General features: G+C 42.4%; 9 protein-coding genes. 7 read left to right on the forward strand and 2 right to left on the reverse strand.

Features of this window, described 5'->3' with window-relative positions; all coding sequences use genetic code 11:
• Positions 1-131 precede the first annotated feature (131 nt).
• Both RM368_RS37420 and RM368_RS37425 read right to left on the reverse strand, forming a co-directional pair.
• The gene (locus RM368_RS37420) at positions 132-284 is read right to left on the reverse strand and encodes a hypothetical protein (RefSeq protein WP_322698746.1); all 153 of its coding nucleotides are present in this window, start codon (positions 282-284) and stop codon (positions 132-134) included.
• Positions 281-862, reverse strand: a complete 582-nt coding sequence (locus RM368_RS37425; protein ID WP_322698747.1) for a tyrosine-type recombinase/integrase — start codon at positions 860-862, stop codon at positions 281-283. The genes RM368_RS37420 and RM368_RS37425 overlap by 4 nt, the downstream gene beginning before the upstream one ends.
• A gap of 222 nt (positions 863-1,084) precedes the next feature.
• Between RM368_RS37425 and RM368_RS37430 the strand changes: the two genes are divergently transcribed.
• The 7 genes from RM368_RS37430 to RM368_RS37460 all read left to right on the forward strand — a co-directional run bounded on the left by RM368_RS37430 (position 1,085) and on the right by RM368_RS37460 (position 7,536).
• Positions 1,085-1,441 carry a hypothetical protein gene (locus RM368_RS37430; RefSeq protein WP_322698748.1) on the forward strand — a complete coding sequence of 119 codons (357 nt, stop codon included), beginning with the start codon at positions 1,085-1,087 and terminating at the stop codon, positions 1,439-1,441.
• A gap of 417 nt (positions 1,442-1,858) precedes the next feature.
• Positions 1,859-4,366, forward strand: coding sequence for a collagen-like protein (locus RM368_RS37435; protein WP_322698749.1), 2,508 nt, complete (start codon positions 1,859-1,861; stop codon positions 4,364-4,366).
• Positions 4,366-5,355, forward strand: a complete 990-nt coding sequence (locus RM368_RS37440; protein WP_322698750.1) for a hypothetical protein — start codon at positions 4,366-4,368, stop codon at positions 5,353-5,355. The genes RM368_RS37435 and RM368_RS37440 overlap by 1 nt, the downstream gene beginning before the upstream one ends.
• A 105-nt stretch (positions 5,356-5,460) precedes the next feature.
• Complete coding sequence (locus tag RM368_RS37445; protein ID WP_322698751.1) at positions 5,461-6,051, forward strand: hypothetical protein; 591 nt, start codon at positions 5,461-5,463, stop codon at positions 6,049-6,051.
• A gap of 3 nt (positions 6,052-6,054) precedes the next feature.
• On the forward strand, positions 6,055-6,324 hold the full coding sequence (locus RM368_RS37450) for a hypothetical protein (protein ID WP_322698752.1): 270 nt from the start codon (positions 6,055-6,057) through the stop codon (positions 6,322-6,324).
• Entirely contained in the window at positions 6,325-7,083 is a 759-nt protein-coding gene (locus RM368_RS37455; protein WP_322698753.1) for a hypothetical protein, read from the forward strand.
• Positions 7,084-7,536, forward strand: coding sequence for a hypothetical protein (locus RM368_RS37460; protein WP_322698754.1), 453 nt, complete (start codon positions 7,084-7,086; stop codon positions 7,534-7,536).
• Positions 7,537-7,878: the final 342 nt, after the last annotated feature.

Genomic DNA, 7,878 nt, shown 5'->3' on the forward strand with positions numbered 1-7,878 from the left:
GCAATATTACCACTAACTCCCAATGCTCAATGACGAATGACGAATGACGAATGACTAATGAAAAACGATCGCGCGAGTAAATCCAATTGTGTTATCGGCGAATCTAGCCTATCCGCCCCGGCTACCATTTGTCATAAATTCGGGTAAAGTCGGTCAACTTCATCCCATGCCTGGTTAGCCAAACACTCTAGAGTCATAGCTAGAAAGAGTGGATGGTCATACTTTCCAGCCTCAAATGCCTTAAGGAAGATTTCGATTTGCAGGGATAGGAGTTTGTTGATCATAGAGTAGCGATCGCGCTTTTCACGTCATCGTCACTCACCTCGATGTACCGAGAAAGTACCTTCAAGTCAGTGTGACCAGTGGCTTTTTTAATCGTTGCCAAGCTTACACCCCGCTTTGCTAATTTCGTTATAAAACTCCGGCGGGTGGAGTGAGTTGATATCCCCTTGGCTGAAAGTCCGGCTCTTTCAACAGCTGTACGTAAAATTTGGTCAGCCGCCCTTAGCCCCATAGGTTTATCCGCTTCCCTGGATGGGAATAACCAAATCGAACCGGGGAGTGGTTTATATGCTGCCAGCAATTCAGCCAAGGTATCGTGAACCGGCACCTGGCGCGTCTGCCGCTTTCCATTGGGTGTTGCCTTGCGAGTCCTGGCGCGAAAGTTGATATACTCGCTGGGTGTACCATCAAGGTTGTACACATCAAGCAGTTGTAACTTCACCAACGCACCCCACCTTTCCCCGGTGTACCAAGCCAGATCCAAAAGCAGTTTATATTTTTGAGAGCGGATCTGCTTGCGAATTTTGGAATAATCCGCATCGCTTAAAATTGCGGCTTGTCCATTTCGATTATTTTTCATTTTATTTTTTACTTCTGCCTATTCTGGTTTAACCACTGTCAATGGTTAAACCGGAATATTCCTAACTTTTACTATTAGAAATATTCGACTTAATCCTATTAGCAGCAAGCATTACACGTCTTCAGAGAATCTACCTGTTTTACATAAAAGTGGAATATTTACACTTTTTTTGTTAAGCCATACAACGGATTTATTCACTTCACTTTTATCCGTGCATTTCTCATGGCAGAACCAACTTTAGTACAGATTTTCGGAACCGGAGCAACAAGACTCGCCAGTGGTGCAACAGCACCAAGTGCAGGTTTATTTATTCCCGATAGCGCTTTACAAACAGCAGGGCTAGCTACACCGAATAGTGCAAGTGCAGAAGGACATTTCGCAGCAATAAATTTGAACGCACAAAGTTATTTAACACAAACAAACTTTGATGCAAATACCGACCAAAGTATTTACATCGACAAGGGATTTTCTAGCTTTACGACTAGAGGTGGTAACAATGATTCTTATAGGGTCGATCAGTTGACAATCAACCTTGCAAAACTTGATACAAGTTCAACAATTGACCCGGATAGCTACTAATGTCAGGATGTGGCGTATCAGGAACTTGGACTTTAATAACTCGACTGTATAACACTGGAAACCGCGATTATACAGAAGTGTATCCGGGCTTTGCAAGTGACGATCCTATTCTGGTTAATGCAAGCCCGAGTATGAATTTGATTTCGTCATGTGATGGTAGGATTTTTCTTGCCAATTGGGGCAATGGTTATATTGTCTCCAAATCGTTCGTTCCCAATCCGAGCGAGAAATATGACTGTATTAACGGTGCGTGTATAAAAAAAACTGTTTATAGCACCCCAGGAATTTACCAATCACTATCAGAATGCGAAACGGCTTGCGGAACGGGGTGCAGTGGTAAGTGTATTAGCAATAGCGAATGGGCGCAAATAGAGGGTTTATCCAATCAATTAAGAAGTAGGAATTGCGGCTAAATATATGAGTACCTCCAGCGTAATTGGGAGTATGCAATCAGCGCTAGATTGCGCTGGTAAATGCGATTGTTGCCAGAATTTGCAAAGTCAAATTAATGCACTGAAACAGCAAATCGCTAACATCAAATCGGTTGATGAACTGTCACTTAAAAACTCGATCAAGTCATCGTTGCAGCCAGATATTGCTACAGCCGTAACTGCTGCTGGTGTGGTTATAACCAATAAATTACAGCCACAGGTTAGTAGCGCGGTAGAGCAATCAAGGCAAGCACTGGAGAAACTTTTTAAAGTAGAAAAAACTGCTGACAGTGGTCTAGCTCAAGCGCTCAAAGTTGCCCAAGATAGGGGTGCTGATAGAGCGGAAATTGCAAGAATCGCACGCATGGCGCATGACGCATCTAATGTAGCGGAAAGTGCATCAAGTGCTGCTGGCACTTCAACGAAAGTTGCTAACAATGCATTTGATGCTGCTGGTAATGCACAAAAGAAAGCTGCATTACTTGAAAAACAATCAGCAGATGCTTTTAGACGGCTAAATCAGGTAGAGGATATTGCAACTACTGCTGCACGAGAATCATCTTTGTCAAAGGGCTTGTCCAATCAGGCAATTAATAGATCGGGGCAAGCAATCTCCGAATCTGCAAAAGCCACAAACGCTGCTATCAATGCTGCGACTGAAGCGACAGGATTGAGGCAGATAGTAAATGGTATAGGCTCAAAAGTTAATAGTCTTGGGGTTTTAGTGGGGAAGCTTGAAAGTGCTGTAGGTACTGCAATTATTAACTCTGCCAAAGCAATAGGAATAAGTTCAGAAGCGTTAGCAGCAACAGGGCGACTCGCAGGTAGGATACTTGAAATTTTTCAGGTAATTGGCACGATATTTACCATAATTGAGCAGCTACAAACACTAGTTATTCTTGGCGATCGCATTGATGCGGTAGAAAACGGTGTAGTGGCACTTGGTAACGATTTATCCCGCGTTCTTGGTAAACTCCTAGGACTTCAAAATCGGATCGGTAACAACGAAACTACGATCGCACAAGTGAAGAATATTGCACTTGATGCTAAAGATATTGGCGAAGCGGCGAATCTAAAAGCGGGTGCAGCGCAGGTAACAGCGACTCGCGCCCAGAATTTTGCACAAATAGCCAATAGCAACGCCAAGACAGCACAAACGACAGCCGACGGTGCAGTTCGTAATGCTGCAACAGCAAACGAGAACGCTGGTACCGCCTACAAGAAAGCAACTGACGCTGAAAGCATCGGCAAGAAAGCTCAAAACGTAGCAGGGGATGCCCTTGGTAAAGCAGGGCAAGCAGTAATAGCAGTAGCAACGATTTATAGCGTTGTCCAACTACTGCGACTTAGACCAGGCATACCAGGACTACCAGGAAGAGACGGTAGAGACGGTAGAAATGGCGTTGATGGAAGACCAGGGCGGGACGGCGCGCCAGGGGTAACAACTGTGGTGCAAGTCCCTGGTATTCCCGGCAGAGACGGTGCACCCGGCAGAGACGGTGCACCCGGCAGAAATGGCGCACCAGGAAGACAAGGATTCCCCGGAGCACCAGGAAGGAATGGAATAGACGTGAATCCAGCAGATTTGGCGAGTTTAAGGGCTTTAATCGTTAGCCAACACGCTGCAACTCGAACAAGCATAAACACAGTCACAACTAGCGCCATCGGCGGAGTCAGAGGATTTCTTGTAGCACAGTTCACCGCGTTGACTGCACTAATTACAGCGTTTGCAAGCAGCGCATTAGTGAATACTGCCCTAAATATCATGACTTTCGCGGCGACAATGCACAATGCTTTGATGCTTAGTAATGACCTTGCAGTAACTTTAGGGACAATCATCGATCAGGTAACTGGATTCATACTCCCAAAAGGCTTAAATGGAGAATCAATAAGCATCTCTACGGTATTGGGGAAGGCAGCAAAAGAAATTATAGAAGACACTATTGGCGCTGCTAACTATGCACAAATCACTGAGGCTTGGGCTAAAGCAAATAGGATTTATCAGTCAGCAGTGAATGTACATAACCAGCTATCAAACATGATGGGCGTGCTGACAGCTGGTATGGAAGTTATCGGCGGCAATGTCGGTAAAATCGGTAACGCATTGCGTAAGGGCGGTGTACTTCTTGAAAATGCCTACGGGTACATGAACCCCCAGCCAAATTTGCAGGGTAAATTTTTCAACTTCTTGCAAGGTGCTAGCGCTCAAGCATCCACTATTGCAGCAGTAATTGCTGTTCCAATTGCTATTAAAGAGGCAGCGATTGGCATTAATGATAGTGTTGCTACCCTTCGCAAAAATTTGACACAGGAAGATCCAAAGGATGCTGATGGTCATCCAATAAAAGATTCTCTTGGCAATAACTTACGACATGAACCTGGGATTACCGTGCCAGATCCAACCAAGACGGCTGACGCTGGTGAACAAGCAAAAGCTGATTCTACAAATTTCTTGGAATTAGTGCTTGAAGATATTTTTGATGGAGGCGACTAATGAGTGAAGACACGCCATCATATATTCCACCAAGAGACGAGTTAGGAAGGCAGTTGCCACCAACCTCGGACGTAACAACAGGGCGGACACTTACGCCACACGCGACTTCACCCATAGCAAAAATACCATCTACAGAAGCACTACCAGATAACTTTGATCCTTTCGAGCATTTACAAAAGATATACATACCTCAGCATAATGCCTTGGTAAAAAAATACTTTAGTGACTTGGCAGACGATTGGAAGCCTAACATTGCTTCGCCAAGAAGTGCGCTAAGAGTAGCTTGTACAATGACAGATAACGACAATCAATTAATGATGAACCTCAGACATCATCTGTTATTTGATTTGTTGGGGTATGGAAGAAAGAATTTAGCTATAGTCTATGGCAGTAAATTTGATACAGCACCCCCCGTAGCTGGGCATCCCCAATTGTTTTTATATTTCTCACAGGACGCAGCGGCTAAACCAATAGACGAGCCATTAATTGAACATGAGAAAAGTTGTAGGTTGATGAATTTTTCATGCTCAAGTGAAGGGGCAAAACCTGCTATTACCAAAGCTGATATGACAGCAATTGCTAATGAAATTAAAACCTTATTTTTAGATAATAAAAAAGGAATTACTTATACTACCGGGAATAAATCAGCAAGCTACACTGACCCAGATAACGGTTTTGCTAAAGGAAACTATCTGTTAGTCAACGCAAAAGCTGACGCGGTGAATATATATTCAAAAATTTGCAACGCAATTGATGTGCCTTACAAGGGTGACAGCCATATTCTGCTAAACGACCCGGATAAAGCTAGTACCACCACTGCCACGGCTGGAAAGACAACTATCTTAGGAAAACAGCACAACAACAGGCGATACAGACCAGTTGCCATACTTCGGTTTCGATACGCCTATATCTCTTTAGGTAATTTGGTTGCTCCGATATTCCTGATTGATACCACACTCAGAAACAAGTCGTTAGTAGAGTGGCTGTGAAATCTGGTGGATAAAATTGCCTGAAACCTATTAGGTTTCGCCACAACGGATAACGCTAAAAACTGGACTATGTTGTAAAAAAATCTAAACGAGAGATTAATCAATATGGGTTTTAGAGCGTTAAACAGGTATGAAAGCCAAAAAGCTAGATATGATGCTTACAAAGCTTGGCAGGGCAAGACCCTAGAACAGAAAAAAGCTTTGTATGACGCAATTCCAGGCATTAGTACTGGCAGAGCTAAACCGGTGCTTGCAGATGGTTTTATTATCCCCTTTAACTCTACCGGCACAATCGTTACGTACATTGAGACATCTAAGATTTTAGATGCAACCCAAGGCACGGCTGTCGGGAAAGATGTAGCGAATGCTCTGCGTACTGCATTGCTTGGGCAATATTTCCTCACTGCGGCCGGAACTACCCCCGTGGTTCTGCAAAACCCCAAATATAAGTTTGCCAGGCTGAGTTTTACCAATAAAGAATCTTTTGTGGATCGTGTCTCCCGTATTACTGGAGCTACTTATAAAAAGCCCACAACCGATACAGTATCAATGCCCTTTGGTGGGAAAACGATGTCTGAGGATTTTGACACAGCTGTTCTGGATATTAAAACTAGAGCAAGTGGCGCAAGTGCTTGGAAAAATGCCGGCACCGCTACAGTCAAAAAATCCTACAAGTTCACCCCAGAAGGAATTTAATTCATGTATAGCCCAATAGCCCAGAGAGAAGGATTTCTATGGGTTCCCAGCGATGATATTGATTTACTAGCGGTGGAGATTGATGTTGATGCCAGCGATGCAGAATTCGCTGGGATGATTGGGTGTAACCAAGCAGCAAGGCAATGGTTACAGAATGAAATTTCTCTGGCTGACTACTGCGATAAGCTGCAATTCAATGGAATAAAAAATCCTTATGAAATTGTGGGTGAATTTTGCGATCATGTCGAGTTGATTATGTACCGAGGGGCGTAAGTGAGCAGGAATTTACAGCTAGGGATAGAAAGCAACTGGCATTTGCAATATAGTGATTCTTTCCCGGCTGTAAGTTACTTAAATGACTCAGCAGGGAAACCGATTTATCAAAAGATAACTGAAATAAATATTCCCGTAGTTTTTGATAAACCCATCATAGCCGTGTCTGTTAACACTACTATTCCTGTAGGCAAGATTTGGACGTATGCAGGATACTTACGCCGTAGCTTAACATTTGAGGAAGATAATGAAATCAATATTTATAGCCCTCAAAGACTCAGTTATCGGAGTCTAGAAACAGAGATTTTCTATTTTCCTAAAGATGTCGTTGGGAATGGTTTAGGATTTCTCCGGCTGGATGACACAGATGTAATTTGGTCAATTAATGTTCAGGTTTATCAAGAAAATATGTTTTATTCTTCGATTAACAAAACAGCAGCTACTAATGCTCAACCTGCGAATGATGCTAGTGTTACGACTTCCAAAACTTTAATTGTTAACGAAAAAGCAGATGGCAGTCGGCACTCGTGCTTGTTTTCTAATACAGGGCCATCGACTGTTTATTTTAAATATGTACCAGTTGGGATTGATTACGCTGCTAATACTGTGATTGTTTCTGGAACTGTCTACGATTTTTCGCTGGCTCCTGGCGAGAAGTTTTTAGATGATAATTCCAGTCAAAATGCTGTTGTTGGCATTTGTACAGGTCTGCTTACCAATACAGCAAAAGTCAAAGTTACGGAATACATTTATTCTTAAATGAATACTACACAATCAACAATCGCTGTTAGTAGCTCTGCCTCTTCACCAGTAATTACGGTAACTTTAGAATCTGTTGGTGTATTTACTGGCATTTGTGTAAGTCTTTCTGTTCTTGGAACTTTAGCGGTAAAGCTTGTTAATAATTTGAACAACATTTCAACCTCAATTACCCAGATAAAAGAGGATTTGAAAGAACACGCTAATAATGCTGAAAAAATCAGAGAAATAAATCACAAGCTTGATTTACACATTCAGGACTACATAAATCGAAAGGATACCGTAACTTTGTTGATTGCCCAGGTCACACAAACGGTTGAACATAGAACAAACCGCTTGTACACTTCAATGAAAGACATTGAGAATTTCTTACAGATGCAAGGAACTTTTAAAATCCGTGAATTTCAGGATTTACGGAAGATGGAAGAGGAAGATCCTTTCAATAAGATTTAACCCTCTGGGGATTCAGGGTAACTGAAACTTTTTGCTTGTCAATAGGAAAATTGTTCACTGCATGAGCAGTTTGCTATAAAGTTTTTTCAAATCCTTACTAGTAAAGAGTTTCGGGTTATATAAATAACTTATGGGTAGTTCTCCCAGCACGGCTGTCACTCCTTATAAGACAAGTGTAGTCTCGCGTAGGGATTCAAGGTAGCTTGTTTTACAGTCGTTGATGAATATATTTTACACTTCGACGATCGCGTGGCAAATTTTTAGAGTATACAAAAATTAGTTGGTAAAATATAGGACTAGTATTTGATTTCTGAAAAAACTCCGTACATCTGGAGAGATAGA

This window comes from Nostoc sp. DedSLP03, from assembly GCF_034530815.1.
Classification (GTDB): domain Bacteria; phylum Cyanobacteriota; class Cyanobacteriia; order Cyanobacteriales; family Nostocaceae; genus Nostoc.